At 63.0% G+C, this 25,163-nt stretch carries 20 protein-coding genes; 11 read left to right on the top strand and 9 right to left on the bottom strand.

Annotation, left to right across the window (positions count from 1 at the left end):
- Positions 1-11: 11 nt before the first annotated feature.
- The 4 genes from SPHINGO391_RS15325 to glyS all read left to right on the top strand — a co-directional run bounded on the left by SPHINGO391_RS15325 (position 12) and on the right by glyS (position 6,228).
- On the top strand, positions 12-1,277 hold the full coding sequence (locus SPHINGO391_RS15325; RefSeq protein ID WP_152009640.1) for a 3-phosphoshikimate 1-carboxyvinyltransferase: 1,266 nt from the start codon (positions 12-14) through the stop codon (positions 1,275-1,277).
- Complete coding sequence (locus SPHINGO391_RS15320) at positions 1,274-3,211, top strand: DUF2207 domain-containing protein (protein ID WP_152009639.1); 1,938 nt, start codon at positions 1,274-1,276, stop codon at positions 3,209-3,211. The genes SPHINGO391_RS15325 and SPHINGO391_RS15320 overlap by 4 nt, the downstream gene beginning before the upstream one ends.
- A gap of 253 nt (positions 3,212-3,464) precedes the next feature.
- Entirely contained in the window at positions 3,465-3,950 is a 486-nt protein-coding gene (locus SPHINGO391_RS15315; protein ID WP_152009638.1) for a fasciclin domain-containing protein, read from the top strand.
- A gap of 94 nt (positions 3,951-4,044) precedes the next feature.
- Positions 4,045-6,228: a glycine--tRNA ligase subunit beta gene (gene glyS / locus SPHINGO391_RS15310; RefSeq protein WP_152009637.1), complete on the top strand. Its 2,184-nt coding sequence runs from the start codon at positions 4,045-4,047 to the stop codon at positions 6,226-6,228.
- Positions 6,229-6,365: 137 nt separating this feature from the next.
- Here the strand turns inward: glyS and SPHINGO391_RS15305 are convergent, their stop codons facing one another.
- Both SPHINGO391_RS15305 and purD read right to left on the bottom strand, forming a co-directional pair.
- A complete protein-coding gene (locus tag SPHINGO391_RS15305) occupies positions 6,366-6,899 on the bottom strand; it encodes a plant virulence effector HPE1-like domain-containing protein (RefSeq protein ID WP_152009636.1) in 534 nt (177 codons plus the stop codon).
- Between the two features lie 151 nt (positions 6,900-7,050).
- Positions 7,051-8,328, bottom strand: coding sequence for a phosphoribosylamine--glycine ligase (purD, locus tag SPHINGO391_RS15300; RefSeq protein ID WP_152011586.1), 1,278 nt, complete (start codon positions 8,326-8,328; stop codon positions 7,051-7,053).
- A 237-nt stretch (positions 8,329-8,565) separates the two neighbouring features.
- Between purD and SPHINGO391_RS15295 the strand changes: the two genes are divergently transcribed.
- Entirely contained in the window at positions 8,566-9,018 is a 453-nt protein-coding gene (locus SPHINGO391_RS15295) for a BLUF domain-containing protein (protein WP_193217308.1), read from the top strand.
- Between the two features lie 67 nt (positions 9,019-9,085).
- The gene (gene ubiA, locus SPHINGO391_RS15290) at positions 9,086-10,060 is read left to right on the top strand and encodes a 4-hydroxybenzoate octaprenyltransferase (protein ID WP_152009634.1); all 975 of its coding nucleotides are present in this window, start codon (positions 9,086-9,088) and stop codon (positions 10,058-10,060) included.
- Positions 10,061-10,133: 73 nt separating this feature from the next.
- Here ubiA and SPHINGO391_RS15285 read toward each other — a convergent pair whose 3' ends face one another.
- Together SPHINGO391_RS15285 and SPHINGO391_RS15280 are read right to left on the bottom strand one after the other, a co-directional pair.
- Entirely contained in the window at positions 10,134-10,700 is a 567-nt protein-coding gene (locus tag SPHINGO391_RS15285) for a DUF6101 family protein (RefSeq protein ID WP_152009633.1), read from the bottom strand.
- A 185-nt stretch (positions 10,701-10,885) separates the two neighbouring features.
- The gene (locus SPHINGO391_RS15280) at positions 10,886-12,319 is read right to left on the bottom strand and encodes an FAD-binding oxidoreductase (protein WP_152009632.1); all 1,434 of its coding nucleotides are present in this window, start codon (positions 12,317-12,319) and stop codon (positions 10,886-10,888) included.
- Between the two features lie 210 nt (positions 12,320-12,529).
- Here SPHINGO391_RS15280 and SPHINGO391_RS15275 point away from each other — a divergent pair, with 210 nt between their 5' ends.
- A complete protein-coding gene (locus tag SPHINGO391_RS15275; RefSeq protein ID WP_152009631.1) occupies positions 12,530-13,819 on the top strand; it encodes a pilus assembly protein TadG-related protein in 1,290 nt (429 codons plus the stop codon).
- A 27-nt stretch (positions 13,820-13,846) separates the two neighbouring features.
- Here SPHINGO391_RS15275 and SPHINGO391_RS15270 read toward each other — a convergent pair whose 3' ends face one another.
- On the bottom strand, positions 13,847-14,821 hold the full coding sequence (locus SPHINGO391_RS15270) for an L-threonylcarbamoyladenylate synthase (protein ID WP_152009630.1): 975 nt from the start codon (positions 14,819-14,821) through the stop codon (positions 13,847-13,849).
- Between the two features lie 182 nt (positions 14,822-15,003).
- Between SPHINGO391_RS15270 and SPHINGO391_RS15265 the strand changes: the two genes are divergently transcribed.
- The 4 genes from SPHINGO391_RS15265 (at position 15,004) to SPHINGO391_RS15250 (ending at position 20,360) form a co-directional block, all read left to right on the top strand.
- Positions 15,004-16,065, top strand: coding sequence for a diguanylate cyclase (locus SPHINGO391_RS15265; RefSeq protein WP_152009629.1), 1,062 nt, complete (start codon positions 15,004-15,006; stop codon positions 16,063-16,065).
- 221 nt (positions 16,066-16,286) lie between these two features.
- A complete protein-coding gene (locus tag SPHINGO391_RS15260) occupies positions 16,287-18,068 on the top strand; it encodes an acyl-CoA dehydrogenase (RefSeq protein ID WP_152009628.1) in 1,782 nt (593 codons plus the stop codon).
- 45 nt (positions 18,069-18,113) lie between these two features.
- Positions 18,114-18,872 (top strand): crotonase/enoyl-CoA hydratase family protein, encoded by a 759-nt coding sequence (locus SPHINGO391_RS15255; protein ID WP_152009627.1) that lies wholly within the window; start codon positions 18,114-18,116, stop codon positions 18,870-18,872.
- A 126-nt stretch (positions 18,873-18,998) separates the two neighbouring features.
- Positions 18,999-20,360: a dienelactone hydrolase gene (locus SPHINGO391_RS15250; protein WP_244615213.1), complete on the top strand. Its 1,362-nt coding sequence runs from the start codon at positions 18,999-19,001 to the stop codon at positions 20,358-20,360.
- Positions 20,361-20,552: 192 nt separating this feature from the next.
- Here the strand turns inward: SPHINGO391_RS15250 and SPHINGO391_RS15245 are convergent, their stop codons facing one another.
- The 4 genes from SPHINGO391_RS15245 to dxs form a co-directional block, all read right to left on the bottom strand.
- A complete protein-coding gene (locus SPHINGO391_RS15245; protein WP_152009626.1) occupies positions 20,553-21,812 on the bottom strand; it encodes a class I SAM-dependent RNA methyltransferase in 1,260 nt (419 codons plus the stop codon).
- Positions 21,809-22,576, bottom strand: a complete 768-nt coding sequence (locus tag SPHINGO391_RS15240) for a TlyA family RNA methyltransferase (RefSeq protein WP_152009625.1) — start codon at positions 22,574-22,576, stop codon at positions 21,809-21,811. The genes SPHINGO391_RS15245 and SPHINGO391_RS15240 overlap by 4 nt, the downstream gene beginning before the upstream one ends.
- Positions 22,577-22,648: 72 nt before the next feature.
- Positions 22,649-23,095 (bottom strand): hypothetical protein, encoded by a 447-nt coding sequence (locus SPHINGO391_RS15235; protein ID WP_152009624.1) that lies wholly within the window; start codon positions 23,093-23,095, stop codon positions 22,649-22,651.
- A 95-nt stretch (positions 23,096-23,190) separates the two neighbouring features.
- Complete coding sequence (dxs, locus tag SPHINGO391_RS15230; protein ID WP_193217307.1) at positions 23,191-25,122, bottom strand: 1-deoxy-D-xylulose-5-phosphate synthase; 1,932 nt, start codon at positions 25,120-25,122, stop codon at positions 23,191-23,193.
- Positions 25,123-25,163: the final 41 nt, after the last annotated feature.

Here is a 25,163-nt window from a genome sequence, read left to right as displayed (position 1 = left end):
GAGAATGAAGCATGACACTTGAAAAGCTTACAATCGTGCCTCCGGGGCAGGCCCTCTCGGGCGTCGTCGCACCTCCGGGATCCAAGTCGATCACCAACCGGGCGCTTCTGCTTGCTGGCCTCGCAAGGGGTACCAGCCGGCTGACCGGCGCGCTGAAGAGCGATGATACCCGCTACATGGCTGATGCCCTGCGCGCCATGGGCGTGGACATCGAAGAGCCCGATGCCACCAGTTTCGTGGTCACCGGCACCGGTACGCTCGAACCACCCGCCGGGCCACTGTTCCTCGGCAATGCAGGCACCGCCACGCGGTTTCTGACCGCCGCGGTGGCTCTCGGCAATGGCCGCTTTGTCGTCGACGGCGATGAACACATGCGCAAGCGGCCGATCACACCGCTGGTCGACGCGCTCAGGGCATTGGGTGTCGATGTGTCTGCCCCGACGGGATGTCCCCCGGTCACTGTGAAGGGTACGGGTGGCTTTACCTCCCACCACGTGATCATCGATGCCGGCCTGTCGAGCCAGTATGTCTCCGCGCTGCTGATGGCCGCGCCCTGCTCGGGCAAACCGTTCACTGTCGAGCTCGCCGGCGATGACATCGGCGCGCGCGGCTACATCGACCTGACGCTGGCGGCGATGCGCGCCTTTGGAGCCGAAGTCGAGCAGGTTACGCCATCGGTCTGGCGCGTTGAACCGACCGGATATCGCGCCGCCGATTTCCACGTCGAGCCCGATGCGTCCGCCGCAACCTATCTCTGGGGCGCACAAGCGCTCACCGGCGGCAGCATCGAAATCGGCACGGCCGCGTCCGATTTCACCCAGCCCGACGCCAGGGCCTTCGAGGTGATCTCGGCCTTTCCCCACATGCCCGCCGTCATCGACGGCTCGCAGATGCAGGACGCCATACCCACCATCGCCGTGCTGGCCGCCTACAACACCACGCCGGTGCGCTTTACCGGCATTTCAAACCTGCGCGTCAAGGAGTGCGACCGGGTGCGCGCGCTATCGCTCGGCCTGAACGCCATCCGCGAAGGCCTTGCGCGGGAGGAGGGCGATGACCTGATCGTCAACTCCGACCCCATGCTCGCCGGCCAGACCGTGACGGCTGAGATCGACACTTTCGCCGATCACCGCATCGCCATGAGTTTCGCGCTGGCCGGCCTGAAGACCTCGGGCATCACCATTCTCGATCCCAAATGTGTCGGCAAGACCTATCCCGGCTACTGGGACGCGCTGGCGTCGCTTGGTGTGACCTATAAGCAGGAGATCCCAAAATGAAATGGCTCCTTTCCTTCGTCTCCGCGGTGCTGTTCTCACTGATGCTGACCGGCGGTTCCTGGGCGAGGGAAGAGATCCGCAGCTACGTGGTCGACATCGAGGTGCGCACCGACGCGTCCATCGAAGTCACCGAGACCATCACCGTCAACGCCGAAGGCAACGACATCCGCCGCGGCATCTACCGCGACATCCCGCTGCGCGCGCTTGATGACTGGGGTCTGTGGTCGAGCAATGGCTTCGACCTCGTCGAGGTGCTGCACAATGGCCGGCCGTCACCCTACCATACCGAGTGGCAGGGGCGTTTCTTCCGCATCCTGATCGGCGACGCCGATGTGTTCATCCCGCGCGGCGAGCACACTTACACGATCCGCTATGTCACCACCCGGCAGTTGCGCTTCTTCGACGGATATGACGAACTCTACTGGAACGTCACGGGCAATTTCTGGAGCTTCCCGATCCTCAAGGCGGAAGCCCGCGTTTCCCTGCCCGACGGCGCCCGTGCGATCAGGGATCAGGTGACCGCCTACACCGGCCCGTTTGGCGCGACCGGCGGCAACTACACCGGCTCGGTTCTTGGTGACGGATCCGAAGTCCGCTTCGCCCTGACCCGGCCGCTTGGCCCCGAGGAAGGCATGACCATCGCAGTCGGGTTCACAAAAGGTGTGGTGACGCCTGACGCGGGCGGAGGCTTCTCTGGCCTTGCCGACAACATCGGGATCTTCCTCTTGATCCTGGGCTGGCTCGGTGTCCCCGCCTATTTCCTCTACGCCTGGAACAGGGTCGGCCGCGATCCGCCGTCGCCGCCGGTCATCCCGCTGTTCCATCCGCCGGAGAAGCTCTCGCCGGCAGCGCTTTCCTACGCCCATTTCAACGGCTTCCGTTCCGGCAAGAAAGGCATCGACCTGCCTTTCATCGCAGCGCTGCTGTCGCTCGGGGTAAAGCGTTTCCTGCAGATCGACGAGGATTCGCGCGGAACAGTGACGCTGCAGCGTGGCGACGCGGCCGGTTTGCCTGGTTCGCCGGTGCTGCCGAGAGGGGAAGAGGCACTCTATTCGACACTTCTCGCCAATCGCGAGGAGATCATCCTCGACAAGCACAACGGTCCGGTCCTGAAGAGTGCCGTGACGAAGCTGCGGATGGCCATATCCCGCGAATATGCGGGACGGTATTACAACGCCAATATCGGCTGGTTCATCCCCGGTGTCCTTCTCGCTATCGCCTCGTTCATCATCGGCCTGATCCTGCAGGATCCGCCGGAAGAAGGCATTCTCTACCTGATCCCCGTGCTGATGACCTCGCTGTTTGGCGGCGCCCTTTGGATTGCCGGTCGAAGCCTGTTCGCTCAAGGCGGCGCCGGCAACCGGATCTTCGGCGCCACCCTCTTTCTCGTGGGCGCGGCTGTTTTCATGATCGGCGTGCTTGTTGTCCTGGTGCCCGGTGACATGCCCGTCTACCAGCTGGCCGGAGTTCTTCTGATCGTCGGCAGCGTGACGATGATCTTGATGGTCTGGTTGCTTGGAGCACCGACCGCGGTTGGCGCCAAGGTGCTGACCGACATCAAGGGCTTCAAGCTCTATCTCGAGACCGCCGAAACCAACCGGCTCAACATGCGCGACGCGCCGGTCATGTCGGAAGAGCTGTTCGAGCGCTTCCTGCCCTATGCGGCGGGACTTGGTGTGGAAAAGCCCTGGTCGGAAGCCTGGGCCGCGCATCTGGCCCGCATCGCGCCGGAGCGCGAGCGTGAGTACCGGCCGGGCTGGTACCACGGCAGTTCCTGGTCGCCCGGCAACATCGGTGCCGCCGCTGCATCCTCCGTGGCCGCCGTTTCCGCGGCCATGGCCGCCTCCATGCCGCAACCCAAGAGCTCATCGGGGTCCTCCGGCGGCGGCTCGTCGGGCGGCGGCGGCGGTGGTGGCGGCGGCGGCGGCTGGTAAGCCGGCCAGCAGCAGCGTGCCGTACTCAGGCACCGAAGAACTGTTGAGTGAGGGTTGTCTTCCGGTGCAGCCGTTCTCGCTCGTGGCTGCGATCTGCCGCGTGGCTGGCGCGCCATTGGAATTGGATCACTTCCCGGGCCTGACAATTATGTGAAGACATCTCTCCGATCCGTATGGGTGGAGCTGCGTAAACCGTCTTGTCGTCAGATGAGGCGCCACGAACAGAGACCACATCCAAACCCGGAGATCCGTTATGAAGAAGACCATTCTTGCCGCCGCCATGGCGCTTACCCTTTCCGCACCTGCAGCCAACGCCGCCAACATCGTTGAAACCGCACAGGGCGCCGGCGTATTTGGCACGCTTCTGGCCGCCGCACAGGCCGCAGGCCTTGCCGACGCCCTTGCCACCGGTGACAACCTGACCGTCTTCGCCCCCACCGACGAGGCTTTTGCCAAGCTTCCGGCCGGCACGGTCGAAAACCTGCTCAAGCCTGAAAACAAGGATCAGCTCGTCGCCGTGTTGAGCTACCACGTGCTGCCGCGCGAACTTGTTTCCAACCAGCTTCCCGCTGGCCCGATCCACGTCCGCACCATAAAGTCGGGCGGAGATCGCACTCTGGCGGTTGCCAAGTCCGGCGCCACCGTGACCGTGGACAACGCGACCGTCGTTCAGGCCGACATCAAGGCCGACAATGGCGTCATCCACGTCATCGACACGGTGATGCTGCCGTCGAGCTGATCCGCGGCCGCAGGCCACGCAAATAGCAATCGATGGATGACATTTCGGGCGGGGCTTGCTAAGTCCCGCCCGAAATCTGTTTTCAGGACATCCCATGCCCGATCTGCTTATTGAACTCCGCTCCGAGGAAATTCCCGCTCGCATGCAGCGCAAGGCTGCGGGCGATCTGCGCAAATCTGTGACTGACGCGCTGGTCGATGCGGGCCTGACCTATGAGGCGGCGCGCGAATACTGGACGCCACGGCGGCTGACACTCGACATTCGCGGCCTGACGCCACGCTCGAAGGACGTGCACGAGGAGATCAAGGGACCCTCGACCAAGGCGCCGGAGCAGGCACTCGCCGGCTTCATGCGCAAGGCGGGTCTTTCCGACATTTCCGAAGCCCATGTGCACACCGATCCGAAGAAGGGCGATTTCTACGTCGCCCATATTTCAAATCCGGGACGTGATGCCGAGGAGATCATCGCCGATGTGATGCCCGGCATCATCCGCGGTTTCTCCTGGCCGAAATCGATGCGCTGGGGCCCCGCCTCGGCAAAGCCTGGCTCGCTCAGATGGGTGCGACCGCTGCAGTCGATCATCTGCACCTTTGGTCCGGAGACGGAAGAGCCGACGGTCATTTCCTTCGAAATCGACGGGCTGGTCGCCGGCAACACCACCTCGGGCCACCGCTTCCACGCGCCCGACAGCTTCACCGTGCGCCGCTTCGATGATTATTCCGAAAAGCTCGAGCGCGCCAGGGTCGTGCTCGATGCCGAGCGCCGCAAGGAGATCATTGCGTCGGACGCCCGCAATCTCGCCTTCGCCTCCGGACTGGAGTTGGTCGAGGATGAAGGCCTGCTTGATGAAGTCTCCGGTCTGGTCGAATGGCCGGTCGTGCTGATGGGCGAATTCGAGGAGGATTTCCTGCAAATCCCCGACGACATCATCCGGCTGACCATCAAGACCAACCAGAAATGCTTCGTGCTGCGCAAGCCCGGCAACGGGCTGTCGAACCGGTTCATCCTGGTTTCCAACATCGAAGCCAGTGACGGCGGCAGGGAAATCGCGCTCGGCAACGCCAAGGTGGTGCGCGCCCGTCTTTCCGACGCGCTCTATTTCTGGACCACCGACCAGGCAGCTCTGCCTGACCTTGCGGCATTGCAGCCGTCGGCGGAAAAATTCGGGCTCGATCTGGCCAAGCCGCTCGACCAGCGCATGGCCAAGCTCGATCATCTGGGCGTCACCTTCCACGCCAAGCTGGGCACGCAGGGCGAGCGCGTGCAACGCATCGCCAGGCTGGCCGCCGAACTCGCCCCTGTGGTCGGCGCCGACCCGAAACTCGCCACCCGCGCGGCGCTGCTCGCCAAGGCCGATCTGACCACTGAAGTGGTCGGCGAGTTCCCTGAACTGCAGGGCGTCATGGGCCGCATCTATTCAGGCCTTCAGGGCGAGGACGCGAGCGTCGCGCTGGCCGCCGAGGACCACTACAAGCCGCAAGGCCCGTCCGATCAGGTGCCGACCGATCCGGTGTCGATTTCGGTGGCGCTTGCCGACAAGCTCGACACCCTGCTCGGCTTCTGGACCATCAATGAGAAGCCCACCGGCTCCAAGGATCCCTATGCGCTGCGCCGCGCTGCGCTGGGCGTGATCCGGATCCTCATTGAGAATGAGGTGAGGCTTGGTTTGACCAAGCAGTTTGTTGATTGGTCGATGAACAATAGGGCCCTAGCTCTGAAGTCTGAAGACTTGGAGACGGTTGGTGAGCAACTCTATCAGTCCGACCTCCTCTCCTTCTTCCACGACCGCCTGAAAGTCTATCTCCGCGACCAGGGCGCGCGCCACGATCTGATCGACGCGGTGATCACACCGGCCTCCGACGACCTGCTCGACATCACCCGCCGGGTCTCGGCGCTTGGCGCCTTCCTCGACACCGAGGACGGCAGGAACCTGCTCGCCGGAACCAAGCGCGCCGCCAACATTCTGGCTGCCGAGGAGAGGAAGGGGACCGCAATCGCCGAGAGTGTCGAGCCTTCGCTGTTCGAGCTCGATGAGGAGAAAAACCTCTTCACGGCGGTGACTCAATCTGTCAGTCTCGCGACCGAAGCCATTGGGAATGAAGATTATTCCGCAGCCATGAGCGCACTTGCCACGTTGCGTGAACCTGTTGATTCATTTTTTGAAGCAGTGCTGGTAAACGCGGAAGTTGAAAATGTCCGGGCCAATCGCCTTGCGCTACTCGCCATGATCCGTCACGCCACCGGCGCGGTCGCCGATTTCTCCAAGATCGCTGGCTGATATCTGGTGCCTCGGAGTACAATACCCAAAGCCGGCAACCCCTGGAGGCGGGCGCCGGCTGGGTGCCCGTCGCGAGGGCCTCGGTAAGGCTTGCGGGGCAGGGACGGGGTTTGTGAGCCCGTCCTTTCAGGTCGGTCTCAGTTGAGACGCAGCTCGTATTTCGACGGATCGAAGCTGGCCTGAGCGTTATCTGTCAGAGCCGATGTCATCGTCTCTTCGTCAACGCCGGGAGCTGTGTTGGCAATCACCGGTTCGAACAGCTTCGGCGCGCCTGCGGCATCCGCGGTCAGCGGAGCCTCCCCGGTGTCAGCCGCATCGTCTTCCACAGCAGCCGTCTGGTTGCTTTCGTGCTCGACAACACCCAGCGCAATCAGGTCGGCCTGGCTCGCCTTGCGCACCATCGTCACCGGCGACCCGCCGAGCAGGTTCTCCGTCCGGTAGATCATCATCTCGCCGTCGACTTCGTGCACTTCGACGATCTGCTCGCCCGGCGCCAGCTTGATCTGGGCCTCCTGTTCGGCTTTCGCGGCCGCTTCACGGGCGCAGGACGGGCATCCGACCTCGACAATGCTGCTCTTCTTGCTGGCGGTCGGGGTGTAGGGCTCGATCGAGGAAGCGTTGGCCGTGCCTGCGCCAATGCACACCGCTGCGGCAATGATCAGTCTCTGCATCGTGTCTACTCCCGTCCTGGAGCGCCGCACATTCATCTTGAATGCGCGAAGGTCGCTCCAACATCTAGAATGCCCGGATTATCCGGTTCTGGAGAGTGCAATCTAGCAAGGGGCCGTTACGATCCGGTTTTTGGAAGCGGTAAACGGAACGTTAATTTTTTGCCTCGCGACCGACCGCCCGCCAGCCGATATCTCGGCGGCAAAAACCGCCCGGCCAGTTGATCGCGTCCACCGCTTCATAGGCCTTTGCCTGCGCCGCCGTGACATCCACGCCCTGCGCGGTGACATTGAGCACCCGGCCGCCATTGGCCACCAGCTGCTCGCCCTCAAGCTTCGTGCCGGCATGAAACACTTTCGCGCCGTTTGCTTCAGCGGCCGCCAGACCGGAAATGGCCGTGCCTTTCTTGGGTGTGCCGGGATAGCCTTCAGCCGCCATCACCACGGTCAGCGTCGCATCTTCCTTCCAGCGCGCCGAGACATGCGCCAGCTCGCCTTCCGCCGCGGCCTTGAGCAGCACCAGGATATCGTCCTTGAGCCGCATCATCAGCACCTGGCATTCCGGATCGCCGAAGCGCACATTGTACTCGATCAGTTTCGGTCCACTCTCGTCGATCATCAGCCCGGCATAGAGAACGCCGGTGAACGGTGCGCCGATCGCCGCCATGCCGCGCATGGTCGGCTCGATGATCTCGCGCATGGTCTGATCGATCAGTGCCTGTGTCATCACCGGCGCCGGCGAATAGGCGCCCATGCCGCCCGTGTTGGGGCCGGTGTCGCCGTCGCCCACCCGCTTGTGATCCTGCGCCGTGCCGAAGGGCAGGGCGGTCTTGCCGTCGCACAGGCAGAAGAAGCTCGCCTCCTCGCCATGCAGGAATTCCTCGACCACCACCTCGGCGCCGGCCTCGCCGAAGGCGCCTTCGAAACAATCCTCGATCGCCGCCAGCGCTTCATCCAGCGCCATGGCCACCGTCACGCCCTTGCCCGCCGCCAACCCATCGGCCTTGATGACGATCGGGGCTCCTTTTGCCCGCGCATAGGCCTTGGCCTTGGGCGCGTTGTTGAAGCGCTGGTAGGCTCCGGTCGGGATGTTTTCCCGCGCGCACAGATCCTTGGTAAAGCCTTTCGAGCCTTCCAGCTGTGCGGCCTCGGCCGACGGTCCGAACACCGAGATGTCCGCCGCGTTCAGCGCATCCGCCAGTCCCGCCACCAGCGGCGCCTCCGGGCCGACAACCACCAGGTCGATGGCCTTCTCCCTGCAAAAGCTGACGACGGCGTCGTGATCGGTAACATCGAGATCGCTGAGCGTTGCGTGCTCGGCAATGCCCGGATTGCCGGGCGCTACGTAAAGCGTCGAAAGCATCGGAGACTGGGCGATCTTCCAGGCCAGCGCATGTTCGCGACCACCCGAACCGATCAGCAGCACATTCATCATCTGAAACTCCATCGGCCGGCTCTGTCCAGACCGCCATGTTTGAATTCGCCTTGGGTTAGGAAATCGACGGCATCTGGTCAAGCGAACATGCTCTCTTGGAGCTGTCCCTTGTCATTTGCTGGTATATCTGGGGGTGCCGGATTCAGGTTTCCGCAATGGTTGGCGATCTATGCTGCTTCATGTATCGGGCCCGTTGGCTTTCGTCAGTCGGGATCAAATGACGGAGCGAATTCCATGTTGCAGATGCTGTATGTCAGCGGTGCGTCACGACCATTGTCCACAGACGAGATCGAGAAGATTCTTGCGGTCTCGCGGCGCAACAATTTGCGCGACGGCGTTACGGGAATGCTGCTGTGGGCGGATGGCGTTTTCATCCAGATCCTGGAAGGCGAGGCCAAGACAGTTCGCTCTGTCTTCCAGCGGATTGAGGCGGATGACCGGCATAAGAATGTCATGGTTGTGCTTGAGCAGGCCGCCGGGAAGAGATTGTTCACCCAGTGGAGCATGGGCTTCAAGCGGCTTGATGAAGAGATGGCCGCCGACCGCAAGATCTTCCAGATATCCAGGGCAGCACTCAAGGACCGGATCGGCAACGACGATGGCGGGCTGTTCCTCGAAACCGTACTTGCCTTCAGCCGGGATTTCGTGAGTGAACTCGATCAATCGCTGAAAACCGGACTGAACTGACACCTCCCGACTTTCCGGCCATCGTGTTGTCTTGACCTGCCATCTGAGCGGTGGCAACAGTCGAGGCATGTCCAACCGACCACACACGCCCTCAGACATGAATTCCCGCGTTGCCGACGCGCCGTCGGGCAACTGGGTGTACCGGGTCCTGCCGCGCGCCTTGTGGCCGCATGCCCAGCTTGCCCGCTGGGACAGGCCGATCGGCTGGCAATTGCTGATGTGGCCCTGTTTCTGGTCCGCAGCCCTTGCCGCCAATGTTGCGAGTTCCGCGACCAACATCGATACGGTCTGGTCGCCGCAACTTCTGCTCTGGCACCTTTTCCTGTTCATGGCCGGGGCGATTGCCATGCGCGGCGCCGGCTGCACCTGGAATGATCTCGTCGATTACAAGATCGACGCAAAGGTGGCACGCACCCGGTCGAGGCCGCTTCCGTCGGGCCGGATCACGCGGTTCGCAGCCACGGTGTTTCTCGTCGTCCAGGCGCTTGTCGGGCTTCTGGTGCTGGTCCAGTTCAACGGGTTCTCGATCCTGCTGGGCATTGCCTCGCTTGGCGTGGTCGCCATCTATCCCTTTGCCAAGCGGTTCACCGATTGGCCGCAGTTCTTTCTCGGTCTTGCCTTTTCCTGGGGCGCGCTGATGGGATGGGCCGCGGTGTTTGCCGAACTGGCGCTGCCGCCGCTGCTGCTCTACATCGGAGCGATTGCCTGGACCATCGGCTACGACACCATCTACGCCCACCAGGACAAGGAGGATGACGCCCTTGTCGGCGTGCGCTCCACCGCGCGATTGTTCGCGGAAAACACCAAGATCTGGCTTGTGCTGTTCTACGGCCTGTTTGCCGGCATGGCGCTGGCGGCTTTCTGGCTCACCGGCGTGGCGTGGCCTGCCTATGCCGGGCTCGCCATTGCCGTTGTGCTGCTTGGCTGGCAGATCAGAGTGATCGATATCGACGACGCCGATCAGTGCCTCGCGCTGTTCAAGGCCAACAGCCGGGTCGGCCTGATCGTTTTTGCCGGACTGATTGCAGCCTTGTTCGCATGAGAGAAAGCCCGGCCGCCCGTGTGGGGCAGGCGACCGGGCTGGTATCAGCTCTGTGGGGGGCTGATGGGTAGTGTTAACGGCGCGCGATGATCTCGCGGCCTTCGATCCTCATCCGGATCCCCAGCTTGCCGGTCGACCGGCGGACCAGGAACCGCGGACGGCGCTCGGCAATCTGGCTGTGGCGGCGGCGGCGCGTCGGTGTGCCTGCGGCCGGCTGTGCCGAGCCGTCATCCAGCGGACGGGCGACGCCGTCGGCTTCCACCATCAGCATCGGCAGGCCGTAAAGCTCCGACCAGGCGCGCCAGTCGGCGGCGATGTCATCGAGATTGTGAGCCACCAGCAGCGGCACGCACAGGGCCGTGTCGGTATGGTGCAGCTCCAGCGTAACCGTCACGGTGCCGTCGCCATGGTCGATCGCGCGTGCCGCCACACCCTTGAAGGCGCGCGCTGGCAGGGCGATGGACAAGGGCAGGCCTGATTTCGACAGCCGTTTCCTGACGACAGCGCCACGGCTGTCGAGCGTCACGGTGACTTCGTCCCGCTCGTCGCGTGCGGCATAGGAAACCCGCTGTGGGAAGTCGCCTGGATTGAGCCGCAATTCGAACCCGGCCCATACGGGCTTCAATACGGTATTGGTCATGTCAGTCGCCTCTGTAACTCTTGAGAGCCGGTTATCCGGTCTTCTCATCCGGGGCTTTTCGCCCTCTCACACGAAGCAAAATGACCCACAGGCCGTTCCAGTCGGCTTAAGGTTTTGGGTTAAGAAAACCTATGTTCTGGAAATGGTTAGCGAAAGACCACCGTCCCATTTCCGATTTGGAAAGGTTACCGGGAGGCAAGCACCTTGCCCGGATTCATGATCCCGTTTGGATCGAAAGCGTGCTTGATGCGGTGCATCAGCGCCATTTCCACCGGCGAACGGATCGCCGCGAGTTCATCCCGTTTGAGCTGGCCGATTCCATGTTCGGCGGAGATCGATCCGTTCAATTTTAGAACAATCGCATGAACGATCTCGTTCATTTCTTTCCAGCGGGCAAGAAAGGCGTGGGTATCCGCACCCAGCGGCTGCGATATGTTGTAGTGGATGTTGCCGTCGCCCATATGGCCGAACGCAACGATCCGCGCGTCGGGCATGGCCTTCATCACCGCTGCATCCGCCAGGGCGAGGAACTCCGGCACCTGCGCCACCGGTACCGACACGTCATGCTTGATGGATCCGCCTTCGGGCTTCTGCGCCCAGGACATGGATTCCCTGAGCTTCCAGAAGTCCTTGCGCTGGCCTTCGGTCTCCGCCGCCGCGGCATCACGGATGTATCCTTTTTCGTCAGCGGCAATGAACAGCCCCTCGAGCATCTCGCGGGCAGCCTCCTGGGACTGGCCCGAACTGATGTCGATGAGCACGTACCACGGATGCGGCTCGGCCAACGGATCACGCACACCTTCTATATGCCGCGTAGTGAATTCGACGCCGATGCGCGGCATCAATTCGAAGCCGGTCAGCGACGGACCGCAATAATCCTGTGCCATCCGGAACAGCTTCAGGGCCGTCTCCGGGCTGTCGACGCCGGCATAGATCGTCTCGTGTCCGGCCGGCGCCGGAAACAGTTTCAGGACAGCCGCGGTAATGATCCCGAGCGTGCCCTCCGCTCCGATGAAGAGATCGCGCAGATCGTAACCGGTGTTGTCCTTCTTGAGTGCGCGCAAGCCATGCCAGATCTCGCCGTCCGGCAGCACGGCTTCGATGCCGAGACAAAGCTGGCGCATGTTGCCATAGGCCAGCACTGCCGTGCCTCCGGCGTTGGAGGAAAGATTGCCGCCGATCTGGCAGGAACCCTCCGATCCAAGCGAGAGCGGAAACAAGAGCCCTGCCTCGCTGGCCGCCTGCTGCGCACGTTCGAGCACCACCCCGGCCTCGGCGATCATGGTTTGGCCGACGGTATCAATTGAACGGATCTTGTTGAGGCGCGTGAGCGACAGGACGATCTCGCCCTTGCCCGGCAATGGCGATTGCCCGCCCACCAGCCCGGTGTTGCCGCCCTGTGGCACCACGGCCGTGTTTGTCTCGTTGGCAAGCCGCAGGATCGCCGCGACTTCTTCGGTGTTCGCCGGGCGCAGCACCAGCGGGCTTTCGCCCTTGTAGAGGCCGCGCTGCTCGATCAGATGCGGAGCAATGTCGGATTGTGCGGTGAGGGCGTTCTGAACGCCGGTAATGGCGGCAAAACGATCAATAAGTGCGGGATCGGTCAAAGGTACAGGCATGACCAAGCATTTATCTTTGCACGTCCGGCAAGTCGAGAGCCGCTGTGTCGTTTTGCCCGGTTTCAGAACCCCGTTCTGCCGCGCGGGAACCTTCGTGCATAAAGGCCCCGCCCAAGCCTTCTTGTGTGAGATCGTTCAAAAGCAAAATATCTGATTCAAGCATCCTTAGCGTCTTTGCATCATAGTCGCGCGAAACAACGGATTTTCAGTATGCGCTCCTTTTTCAAGAACACTTCCGGCAACTTCGGAATACTCGCAGCCCTCATGATGGTGCCGGTTATCGGTGCAGCGGGGCTGGCGCTGGACTATTCCAACGCTCTGACCGTCAAGACCCGGATCCAGGGTGCGGCAGATGCCGCTGCCTTGGCGGCGGTCGCGGAAAGCTCGATTGGTGTCAAGCAGGCCATGGCCATGTCCGGTGACGGCGAAGTCCCCTTCGCCGCTGATGAAGCGATCAAATTCTTCAAGGCGCAGAACGAGGGCGACACCGATTTCAAGCTCGATGAGGTATCCGCGAAGATCATCAAGAAGAACGGCCGGCTCTACTCGATCGTTGACTACAAGGTCACCGTGCCGACAACCTTGTCGAAGGTGATGGGCCAGAACCTGATCCAGGTCGCAGGCCAGGCCGTTGTCGAATACCAGACCGAGATCTATCGCGACTTTTTCCTGCTGCTCGACAATACCCCGTCCATGGGTGTGGGGGCAACGCCTTCCGATGTCGATACGATGGTGGCAAACACCTCGGACAAGTGCGCATTTGCCTGCCACATCGTCAAGAATGGCAAGGAAGACAAGAAAAGCTATTACAATCTCGCAAAGACGTTGGGCGTCACAACCCGCATCAATGTGGTGGCGCAGGCAACGGCTGCGCTGATGGATACGGCCACCGAGTCGCGCAAGAGCGCCAATCAGTACCGCATGGCGGTCTACACATTTGGCGAGAAGGCCGAAGACACCAAGCTTCTGGAAGTGGTCCAGTCGACCACCGATCTGAAAAACGCCAAGAAAGAGGCTGGCAAGATCGAACTCATGTCCATCCCCTATCAGGGCTATGACAACGATCAGCAGACGGATTTCGACCGTGCCTTCACGCAGATTGCCGACAAGATGGGAACGGCGGGGTCCGGTCTGACGGCCAATTCTCCCGAGAAGATCCTGTTCTTTGTCTCCGATGGCGTGGGCGACAGCTACAAGCCCACCGACTGCACGAAGAAGCTGACGGGAGGCCGTTGTCAGGAGCCGATTGATGTCAAGTATTGCAAGGGTTTGAAGGACAAGGGCTACAAGATTGCCGTCCTGTACACGACCTATCTGCCGCTGCCGACCAATGGCTGGTACAACAGCTGGATCAAGCCGTTCCAGAGCCAGATTCCGCAGAAAATGAAAGACTGTGCCTCTCCAGGCCTGTTCTTCGAGGTGAGCCCGTCGGAAGGCATCAGTGACGCGATGACAACCCTGTTCAAGAAGATCGTCAACACGCCCTTGCTGACCGGCTGATCGGGATCGCGGCTTGGTGGACCAGGACTAGTCCCTGGGAGCCGCAGCCCGGCGCAGTCGATCATTGATGGCCTCGCCAAGTCCATGTCCGGGGACCGGCGCCACGGCGATGCCGCGTGCACCTGCGGCATCGGCCTTCTTGAGCAGGTCGAACAGGTTCGCCGCAGCCTCCCGCAGATCTCCGGATGGCGAAAGGTCCAGCACCACCTTTGCCTCGACCTCGCCGTTCAGGGCAACCCCGCCAAACCGGATGATCGCCTCGCCGGGCCAGACCTCGGTGGCATTGAGCCTCAGCTGTGTATCGGGGGCATAATGCGAGGCCAGCATGCCCGGTGCCACGACAGGACCGTCTTCCGGCTGGAGTCCGGGCCGTTCGACCACTGAGCCCGCAGCCTCTTCAATCAGGTCCACCGGAATGCCGCCGGGCCGGAGCAGCCGGAGCCTCGTTCCGTCGATCGACAGGATTGTCGATTCCAGACCTACCGGGCAACGACCGCCGTCAAGGATCAGGTCGATCCTGTCGCCCAGATCTTCAGCCACGTGCTGTGCCGTTGTTGGACTGATCCGTCCTGAGCGGTTGGCGCTTGGTGCCGCGAGAGGACGGCCGAACCGTGCAATCAGCTCGCGGGCCGGCCCCTGGGGCATGCGCACGGCTGCTGTGGCCAGACCGGCAGTGGCGAGCGGGTGGATGCGGCTTTCAGCACTCAGCGGCAGCACGAGCGTCAGCGGCCCTGGCCAGAAGGCCGCAGCAAGCCGCTCGGCGACCGGTGAGAAGACGACATGCGCCCTGGCCATCTCGAGATCTGCCACATGGGAAATCAGCGGGTTGAAGCGCGGGCGCCCCTTGGCCTCGTAGATCGCTGTGATTGCTTCAGGGTTGGTTGCGTCAGCGGCCAAGCCGTAGACGGTTTCGGTAGGGATCGCCACGGGTTCGCCGCGCCGCAACACCTCAATGGCCGCATCAAGCGTGCCGGGATCTGAAATCGGGAGAACGCGCACCATGACCAATCCAATTAACCAGCGCCCCTCTATCAGGCAGTCCGTTGGTGCGCAATCAAGCGGCTTTACATATCGGTTTTCTAATAAACTGCAGGAAAGATCAAATTGCAGGGATCTGTTTAGTCCGGAGATAAGCTTTTTACTGCACAAGGGATCATATGCATTTTTTGCGATGAGTGAGCGTTATGGACAAACAGATTTCAGCCGCATCTTCCATTGGACTTCGCGTTGCCACCGCGATGTACCAGATGGGTATCGATGGATTGCCGCGCAATTATGAGCTTGTCTATGAAGCCTATTCCGGCGCGAACCCGGAACTGACGAAGGAATTCGTCGGCATTGGCAAGAACAAGACCCAGCGCGCGCTCGATGAACTGGGCCGTAAGTATCTGCCGCATCACCATGAAGAAACCCAGGTCGCCAAGACCAATGACCGGATGCGCTCGCAGATGACCACGTTCAGGTCGCTCCTGGAAGAAGAGAAATCCTCGCTCAGCGATTATGGCAAGATCATCAGTGAAGCCTCGCGGACCTTCGCGAAAGAGGGAGATCTCGACAAGGAAACCCTCAATCGGTCGATCCAGCAGCTCAGCGAGGCGACCGAACGCCAGGCCTCCAGGAGTGAGGCGATGGTGGCGGAGGCTTCGGAGCAGGCTGCCCAGCTCGACGGTGTAAAGGCTGATATCGAGAATTTCGAGCGTATGAAGTTCATCGATTCCTTGACTGGCCTTGCCAATCGCCGCTCCTTCAACAAGGCGGCGGCGCGGATCTTTGCAAACCCGGAACTGCCCATGATGTGCGGTCTCGCCTATGTCGAAATCGACGATTTCAAGCGGATCTGCGAAGCGGACAGCAAGGGCACCGGAGATTTCGCCGTCCGGCAGGTGGGACAGCTTTTCCAGAAGGCCATGCAGTCGGGTGACCTGGTCGCCCGCCTTGACGGCAACCGCTTTGCCTTTCTCATCAATTCCTCCGACGAGCAGGAAATCATGCGGGCGGTCGAGCGGCTTCGCGGGGCGGCCACGTCCAAGCCGCTGGTGCACCCCAAGACCGGCCGCGCCATCGGAAACCCCACTTTGTCGATCGGCATCGTCATGTCGATACTTGCAGAGGGCGCCGGTGAACTCATGGCGGATGCTGAAAAGGCGATGGCCGCGTCCTCCAGGGAGGGCGGCGACCGGGTCACGTTTTACTCGGACACCGAGCATGCGGCCACGACATCCGGCTGGATGATCTACAGGCCCTGATAAAAGCCGCTTTGCCGCCTCTCAATGCCGCCAGGCCTGATCGGGAGATCACGACCGGCGGCAATGCTGCGTCCGCACCTGTGTCATTTCACGTGTTTGAAACTCCTCGAATCCACGCTAAGTTCCACGTCTCAAATTGACGTTTACGTAAAAACAACTTAGCCATGAGCGTGGGCAGGATCCCGCCCTGACGGTCTGGCGGGGAGTAACGAGGAGATCACATGTATCGTGCGCCGGTAGACGAAATCGCTCACACCCTCAAATCGGTCGCGGGGTTGCGCAAGGCTTTGGAAACGGAGCGGTTCGGAGATCTGGGCGAAGACCTGGTGGATGCGATTCTTGCCGAGGCCGGGCGTTTCTCCTCCGACGAGATCGCCCCTCTCAACGAGATCGGCGACAAGCATGGCGCCGTGCTCAAGGACGGCGCGGTCACCACGCCTCCCGGCTGGAAGGATCTCTACAAGAACTGGATCGACGGCGGCTGGAACGGTCTGACCGGGCCTGAGGAATTCGGCGGGCAGGGGCTTCCTATGCTCCTGTCGGTGGCGGCGCTGGAGATGTGGAATTCCGGCTCGCTTGCCTTCGGCATAGGCCCGACACTGACCATGGGTGCGGTCGAGGCGCTGGAAAAGCATGCCTCCGATGAACTCAAGGCCAGGTATCTCGAAAAGCTCGTCACCGGCGAGTGGATGGGGACGATGAACCTGACCGAACCGCAGGCGGGCTCCGACCTCAACGCGCTGAAAGCCCGCGCCGAGCCCAATGGCGACGGAACCTACCGGATCTACGGACAGAAAATCTACATCACCTATGGCGAGCACGATTTCACCGACAACATCGTCCACTTGGTGCTGGCGCGCCTGCCGGATGCGCCGGCTGGAACCCGCGGAATCTCGCTGTTCCTGGTGCCAAAATTCTTTGTCGGCGATGACGGATCGCTCGGCGAGCGCAATGACGTGTTCTGCTCGGGCCTGGAGCACAAGCTCGGCATTCACGCCTCTCCCACCTGCACTATGATCTACGGCGACGGCAAGTTCGGCGACAGCCCGGGCGCCATCGGCTGGCTGATCGGCGAGGAGAACAAGGGCCTGGCCTGCATGTTCACCATGATGAACAATGCCCGCCTGGCCGTCGGCATGCAGGGCGTGGCGATTGCCGAGACCGCCTATCAGAAGGCGCTCGCCTATGCCCGGGAGCGCACCCAGGGCCGCGCACCGGGTCACAAGGGCGAGGGCATGAGCCCGATCATCGAACACCCCGATGTCGCCCGCATGCTGATGACCATGAAGGCGTTGACGCAAGGTGCGCGCGCCATCTGCTATTCCTGCGCCGAGGCGCTGGATATGGCCCGCGTCAGTGAAGGTGAGGAGGCAAAGGCCTGGTCCGAACGCGCCAGCCTGATCACCCCCATCGCCAAGGCCTTCTCGACCGACATCGGCCTTGAGGTCGCCTCGCTTGGCGTCCAAGTCCATGGCGGCATGGGCTTCATCGAGGAGACGGGTGCCGCCCGGCTGCTGCGCGATGCACGGATTGCCCCGATCTACGAAGGCACCAACGGCATCCAGGCAATCGATCTGGTCATGCGCAAGCTGCCCTTGTCCGGCGGTGCGACCGTTGCCGCGTTCATCGCCGATTTCAAGGCTGATGCGGAGGCCGCGCGCGCTTCCAACGCACCGGCGCTTGAAGGTGTGGCAGAAAAGCTCGACCAGGCCATCGCCAATCTCGAATCGGTCACCGCCTACATGCAGTCGGCTCTTTCGGAAGGCCGGCAGACCGACGCGCTGACCGGGGCAACGCCCTATCTCAGGCTGTTCGGTCTGACCGCGACGACCGCCATGCTGGTGCGTGGCGCGCTTGCTGATACCGACGCTCCGGAAGCGCAGGGCCGGGCGGCGCTCGCCCGGTTTGCCGCCGCCAGCCTGGCGCCCGAGACCAACGGCCTTGCAGTCAGCGCCACGGCGGGGGCCACAGCCCTTGAGGACGCTGCCGCAGCACTCGCCTGACCTGACCGTGCGGGCAGGTCAGGCGCCATTTCCAGAGGGACATTCATGACTGATCACATCCTCATCGAGCGCGCCGGCGACACCGGCGCCATCAATCTCATCCGCTTCAACCGGCCTGAGAAGAAGAACGCCATCACCCGCGACATGTACTCGGCCATGGCAAGAGCCCTGATCGAGGGCGAGCGCGATGATGCCGTGCGCGTGCACGTGATGCTCGGCACGCCAGGCGTCTTTACTTCCGGCAATGACATGCAGGATTTCATGGCAGTTGCCATGGGCGGCGCCGGCGGTACCGAAGTGTTTGATTTCCTCGGCAGCCTGGCCAACACCGCCAAGCCGGTGATCTCTGGCGTCGACGGGCTGGCGATCGGCATCGGCACCACGGTCCACATGCACTGCGACATGACCTTCGCCACGCCGGAGTCCCGCTTTCACACGCCGTTCACCGATCTGGCGCTGGTTCCCGAAGCGGCTTCGAGCCTTCTCGCGCCTGCCGCGATGGGACACCAGAAGGCCTTTGCCCTGCTCGCTGCCGGGATCCCGTTCTCCGGCGAGGAGGCCGAGCGCGCCGGCCTCATCTACAAGACCGTGAGTGCCGAAGAGCTCGAACCGGCGGTGTTTGCCGCAGCCAGCCATCTGGCGCAGAAACCGCCGCAGGCGCTCGCCATTTCCCGCCGCCTGGTCAGGCAGGACTCCGCTCCTGTGATCGCCCGGATGCGCGAGGAAGCCGAGCATTTCTCCAATCAGCTCAAGAGCGCGGAAGCGCTGGCCGCCTTCCAGGCCTTCATGGCACGGAAAAAGTAACCCACTTTCGCCGGATCTCTATCTGGTGCCGTTCGACGCCCTGCGTTAGCGTCGCACAATCGTTAGGAGGGCCTGCTAGTGAAGCAATTGCAGCAGGTTCGGGAACGTAAACATGAAAGGTATACCATGCTCCGATTTTCACCACTTATTGCGGCTTCGGCCATGACCATTGCAGCCTTTACAGGCTCCGCACTCGCGGCCAGCCATGAGGGCGCTCCCGCGCCGGCCACCAACCGCATCGACACCCAGCGCCACGATGCGCCGGAACTGTCGGCCTATGGCGATTACAAGATCGGCGTGCGCACGCTGGAAATGGTCAATCCCGGCCAGATCGATATTCTGGCCATCGACCCGGCCGCGGAAAAGCCGGCCGAATGGCCCCGCTACGACCGGCCGCTGACCGTTGAGGTCTGGTATCCGGCGGACAATGGTGCCGAGGGCTCGAACGAGCTCAAGGCCTATCTGCGCGACGGCAAGACCGAAGTCACGCTCGTCGGCCAGGCCATGCGCGACGCGGCCCCCGTGGCGGGCGCCGAAGCCTTCCCGCTGGTCATCATCTCGCACGGTTATCCGGGCAACCGCTTCCTGCTGTCGCACCTGGCCGAAAACCTCGCCTCCAAGGGCTATGTTGTGGCCTCGATCGACCACACCGATTCGACCTATCGGACCCGCGCCGCCTTCGGCTCGACCCTGGTCAATCGCTCGATCGACCAGAAATTCGTGCTCGACGAACTGGCCCGTCTTTCGGGCGAGGATGGCAATTTCCTCAATGGTCTCGCCAACACCGACAACGCCGCCATCATCGGCTATTCGATGGGCGGCTACGGTGCGATCATCAGCGCCGGCGGCGGCGTCACCCAGACCGCCGTTGACTATGGCTGGGGCGGTCCGCACGGCACGCTCGGCGTTCACCTGAGCGGCAGCGAAACCCACAACGCACTGCCCGATGAGCGCGTCAAGACCATCATCGCCATCGGCCCCTGGGGCAAGGTGCTGAACTTCTGGGACGAGGAAACCCTCAAGGGCATTTCCAAGCCGTCGCTGTTCATCGCCGGCTCCGTCGATGATGTCTCGGGCTACGAGAAGGGCGTCCGCGCCATCTGGCAGGCAGCCACCGGCGTTGACCGCGCGCTGCTGACCTTCGACAACGCCAACCACAATGCCGCAGCGCCGATGCCCGCACCTGCCGAGGCCGACAAGGTTGACGAGGACCTCGGCTTCAACATCGCCGAGCACTACAATGATGCGGTCTGGAACACGGTGCGGATGAACAACATCGCGCAGCATTTCAGCACCGCCTGGCTCGACCAGCACCTCAAGGGCGACGAGGCCAAGGCCGCCTATCTCGACCTGGTCCCCAACTCCAATGACGGCGTCTGGGCCAAGGAAGACGACGGCACCAACAAGCCCGAACACACCCACTGGCACGGTTTCCAGAACCGCACCGCCAAGGGCCTGCGCTACGAAGTGCTGAAAGCCGGCGAATAAGGTTTACGCCTGACGACAATTGAAAGGCGGCGCACCCGGTGCGCCGCCTTTTTTATGGCCGCAGGACAGCGGTCGTTCGAACAACGCGCACCCATTCGTTTCGTCATCCTTGGCCTCCGAGCCGAGGATGACGATGGAGAAGTGTGAGAATGACAAGTCCAGCGAATGCAATCCAGATGAACGCTCGTCTCTCTACCGCTTCGGCCGCTCCAAGAGCGCCACCACCTCGACATGGGCAGACCATAGGAACTGGTCGATCGGCGTCACCGAGATAAGCCGGTAGCCGCCCTTGATCAGGATCTCGAGGTCGCGCGCCAGTGTCACCGGATTGCAGGAGATGGCGGCGATGCGAGGGATGGCCGAGCGGGCGATGTCGGCCACCTGCACTTCCGCGCCTGCGCGCGGCGGGTCGAACACCAGCCCCTGGTAGCTCTTCAGCTCCGATACCATCAGCGGCCGGCGGAACAGGTCGCGCTTTTCCACCGTGACAGGCTTCAGCCCCTGCGTCCGCCGTGCGGCCTTGTCGAGTGCTGCGAGCGACGGCCCGTCGGCTTCCAAAGCATGCACATGGCTGGTCTCGGCCAGCCTCAGCGCGAAGGTGCCGGAGCCGGAGAACAGGTCCGCCACGCGCTTGGACTTCTTCAGGTGGCCGGTGACGAGATCGCCCATCACTTGCTCCGCGTCCTTGCTTGCCTGCACGAAGCCGCCCGGCGGCGGATTGACGATCACCCGGCCGAATTCGAGCTCCGGCGGCTGTTTCTCGATCAGGATCTCGCCGTTGAAGGTGAGACGGGCAACATCAGGCTCGGCCCGCACTGCGGAAATGATCCGCAGCCGGTCCGGCTCGGCAAGCTTGAACGGCGCCTCGGCGGCCAGGTCGAGGCCGGGGGCGGCGTCGAGCACCGAGAGCCGGAACGCCTCCTTGCCGACCGCCACCGCCGTGGCCAGCCGCCTCAGCGCCGGCAGCGCCTGGTTGATCCGCTCAGAGGCGACCACGCAGGTCTCGACGTGAACAATGTGATGGCTCTGCGCCCGGTTGAAGCCGAGGATCGCGCCCTTGTCGGTGCGACGTGCGGCAAACACCACCCGCCGCCGCGTGTGCGGTTCACAGGACACCAGCGGCGCAACCTCGGCCGCAATGTTGCGGCTTTCCAGCGCCGCCACCACCAGCCCGCGCTTCCAGTCCTGATAAACGGTATCAGCCACATGCTGCAGCGCGCAGCCGCCGCAGCCGGCGTTTTCTTCGTCGGGGCCGAAATGTGGGCACGGTGGCGTCACCCGGTCGGGCGAGGGGGTGAGCACCGCGATCAGCGAGGCGCGGCTCTTCTCGACTCCGGCATTGATCACGTCGCCCGGCACCGTGAAGGGGACGAAGATCTGGCCCTCGGGCGTTTCGGCAATGCCGTCGCCCTGTCCGCCAAGCCTTGTGATGTCGAGTTTGCGAGCGCTCATGTCTTGACGCCTCCGATGAGAAATTCGTGGTTGCCGTCTTGGCCCTCGATCGGCGAGGCGATGGGGCCGACGGCGCTCCAGCCGGGCTGCCCGCCCAGCCATCGGGCGAGATCCTCGGCGATGACCGGCCCCTGTGAAGGGTCCTTGAGCAAACCGCCCTTGCCGATGCCCGCGCGTCCCGCCTCGAACTGCGGCTTGACCAGCAGCACCGCAAAGGCCCCGGGCGCGGCAAGCGCGAGTGCGGGCGGCAGCGCCAGCTTCAGCGAGATGAAACTCACATCCGACACCACCGCGCCGACCGTGTGGCCGCCCAGATGCTCGCGGGCAAGATCGCGCGCGTTGAGACCTTCGAGATTGGTCAAGCGCGCATCGTCCGCAAGGCCCGCATGCAGCTGGTCATGGCCGACATCGACCGCAAGCACATGCTCAGCACCGCGCTCGAGGAGCACCTGCGTGAAGCCGCCGGTCGAGGCACCGATATCGAGCGCCACCCGGCCTGACGGATCGAAGCCGAAACGGTCGAGCCCGGCGATCAGTTTCAGCGCCGCCCGCGAGACATAGGCCCGCGCCGGATCGGTCAGCGTGATTTCCGCAGTCGCACTCACGGGCGCGCCGGGCTTGGTGATGACCTTGCCCTCGACCAGCACCGCGCCGCGCGCAATTGCGTCGCGCGCGCGTGACCGGCTGTCGTAAAGGCCGCGCCGGACCAGGATCTGGTCGAGCCGGTCCCTGCTGGGCGGAGTGGTGAGAGATGGGTCTGCCATGAAAGCCGTCTTGGCCCGGAAGGGCGGCGAGGGCAAGGGCTTTGTGCGGCCCGGATCCCTCGCGGCAACGTTTCAGAAGAACAGGAAGCTGCCTTTGCGTCGCCGCTCATCCGACGGCGCAGCCTGCTCCGGCGGTTTGTCTTCAGACGCTTGCGGTGCCTGTGTGACGTACAGCTCGTTGTCCGCCGTCGGCGCTCTTTGCGCAGCCTGCGGGCCCTGCATCGCTTTCGGGCTTTCCGGGAAGGGCGGGTTCTCGAACGGCTGTGGGGGCGAGACTGCCGGTCGCCTGTCGACAACCTGCTCGTTGATCATCGGCGCCAGGTAGTCGTCGGCTCCTATGCCCAGCGATCCGCGTATCTCGCCAAGCTTGGGAACAAGCATGCGGATCGCGGCTTCCTCGATGCGTTTGTCGTAGGTGGGCTTGGTGTCGGCATTCGCCGGCAAGGCCAGTCCCGCAACGGCAAGCATGGCTGTTGCGATCCGGCGCGCATGGCATTTTCCCGCCTGTTTCATCGACATTCTCAAAACGTCCCGAAGTCCCGTGCTGTTTCAAACAGACTAGCAGCGGGATGTTTCAGAACGCCCAAGGGACGTGGTTAGGATCGGGCAAACATCTATGGTTTCAGAACTGTAACCTGGGCGCCACCGCGGTTTTCGGCGTTGAGCGCGCGAAACACCGTGTCGACGATGCCCTTCCGGTCGAGCCCGGCGCGCGCATACATCGCGTCCGGCGAGGCATGGTCCATGAACATGTCGGGCATCACCAGCGAGCGCACCCTGAGACCGCCGTCGAGCAGGCCCTCGGTGGACAGGAACTGCAGCACGTGGCTGCCGAAACCGCCGACCGAGCCTTCCTCGATCGTAACCAGCACCTCGTGGTGCCGCGCCAGCTGGCGGATCAGGTCATGGTCGAGCGGCTTGGCGAAACGGGCGTCGGCAACGGTGGTCGACAGCCCGGCGGCATTGAGATCCTCGGCCGCGACCAGACATTCAGCCAGCCGTGTGCCGAACGACAACAGTGCCACCTTGGAGCCTTCACGCACGACACGGCCCTTGCCGATTTCTAGGATCTGGCCGCGTTCTGGCATCTCGACGCCGACGCCTTCGCCGCGCGGGTAGCGGAATGAGATCGGGCCTTCGTCGTATGCGGCCGCGGTGCGCACCATGTGCTTGAGCTCGGCTTCGTCGGAAGCCGCCATCACCACGAAGCCGGGCAGGCAGGCCAGGTAGGTCGTATCAAACGTCCCGGCATGGGTGGCGCCGTCGGCGCCGACGAAACCCGCCCGGTCGATCGGGAACCTGACGGGCAGCTTCTGGATCGCCACGTCGTGGACGACCTGGTCGTAGCCCCGCTGCAGGAAGGTGGAATAGATCGCGCAGAACGGCTTCATGCCCTCTGTCGCCATGCCGGCGGCAAAGGTCACCGCATGCTGTTCGGCGATGCCGACATCGAAGGTGCGGGTCGGGTGCACCTTGGCGAACTTGTCAACGCCGGTGCCGCCGGGCATCGCAGCGGTGATCGCCACGATCCTGTCGTCATGCGTCGCTTCCTGCGCCAGCGCTTCGCCGAACACGGTGGTGTAGCTCGGCGCATTCGGCTTGGCCTTGGCCTGGGTGCCGGTGACCACGTCGAACTTGGAAACGCCGTGATACTTGTCCGACGCGGCTTCCGCGGGCGCGTAGCCCTTGCCCTTCTGCGTGACCACGTGGATCAGCACCGGACCGTCGCCATTGTCGCGCACATTGCGCAACACCGGCAGCAAATGGTCGAGATTGTGCCCGTCGATCGGCCCGATGTGGTAGAAGCCGAGCTCCTCGAACATGGTGCCGCCGGTGACGTAGCCGCGGGCGTGCTCAACCGCGCGGGTGATCGCCCGGTCGATGTTCTTGCCCAGATAGGCGGTCAGTTTCTTGCCGGCTTCGCGGATGCCCATATAGGTGCGGCCCGAGGCCATCCGCGCCAGGTAGGCGCTCATCGCGCCGGTCGGCGGCGCGATCGACATGTCGTTGTCGTTGAGGATCACGATCAGCCGCGCATCCAGCGCTCCGGCATTGTTGAGTGCCTCGAACGCCATGCCCGCAGACATCGCGCCATCGCCGATCACCGAGATCACATTGCGCTTCATGCCCTGCAGTTCGCTCGCAACCGCCATGCCGAGCCCGGCGGAAATCGAGGTCGAGGAATGGCCCGCGCCGAAATCGTCATACTCGCTTTCCGCGCGCTTGGTAAAACCGGAAAGCCCGCCTTCCTGCCTCAGCGTCCGGATACGGTCGCGGCGGCCGGTCAGGATCTTGTGCGGATAGCACTGGTGGCCAACGTCGAAGATTACCCGGTCATGCGGGGTTTCGAACACCTTGTGAATGGCGATCGTCAGTTCGACCACGCCGAGACCGGCGCCCAGGTGTCCGCCGGTGCGCGACACCGCGTCGATCATCTCGGCACGCAGTTCCTCGGCCAGCTGCGGCAACAGCTTGTCGTCGATGGCTTTAAGGTCGGATGGGAACCGGACGGTGTCCAGGAGCGGTGTTACGGGCGGGTTTGTCACGTCATGCCTCACAGTCTCTCAGGGCCTAGCCCGGAAACGCT

It is taken from the genome of Hoeflea sp. EC-HK425 (assembly GCF_902498795.1).
GTDB lineage: Bacteria > Pseudomonadota > Alphaproteobacteria > Rhizobiales > Rhizobiaceae > Hoeflea > Hoeflea alexandrii.
This window is presented reverse-complemented; position numbering and strand designations above follow the sequence as displayed.